We start from the raw sequence: 216 nt of genomic DNA, 5'->3' as shown, positions 1-216 counted from the left end.
GAACACCGCGAAATACGAACACAAAAAAGCATTGTCATGCTTCGCGTCCACTGTGCAGTCACTGACACAACACACCAACCCCCGTATCCGGCGGGTTGGCCGACTTAATTGCATAAAGCTGACTTGTTGATCAGCCGACCATGCCCCGTATAGGTGTGTCGGTGGTTGATGGCGGCGGGGAAACGCCCGGTCCCATTCCGAACCCGGAAGCTAAGC

The 216-nt window shown here is 55.6% G+C and carries 1 rRNA gene; it reads left to right on the top strand.

What is annotated here, in order from left to right:
• Positions 1-157 precede the first annotated feature (157 nt).
• Positions 158-216 (top strand): 5S ribosomal RNA (gene rrf, locus QP996_RS11910); the annotation flags it as partial.

Origin of the sequence: Corynebacterium sp. MSK008, assembly GCF_030232585.1 — a bacterium.
Lineage (GTDB): Bacteria > Actinomycetota > Actinomycetes > Mycobacteriales > Mycobacteriaceae > Corynebacterium.
This window is presented reverse-complemented; position numbering and strand designations above follow the sequence as displayed.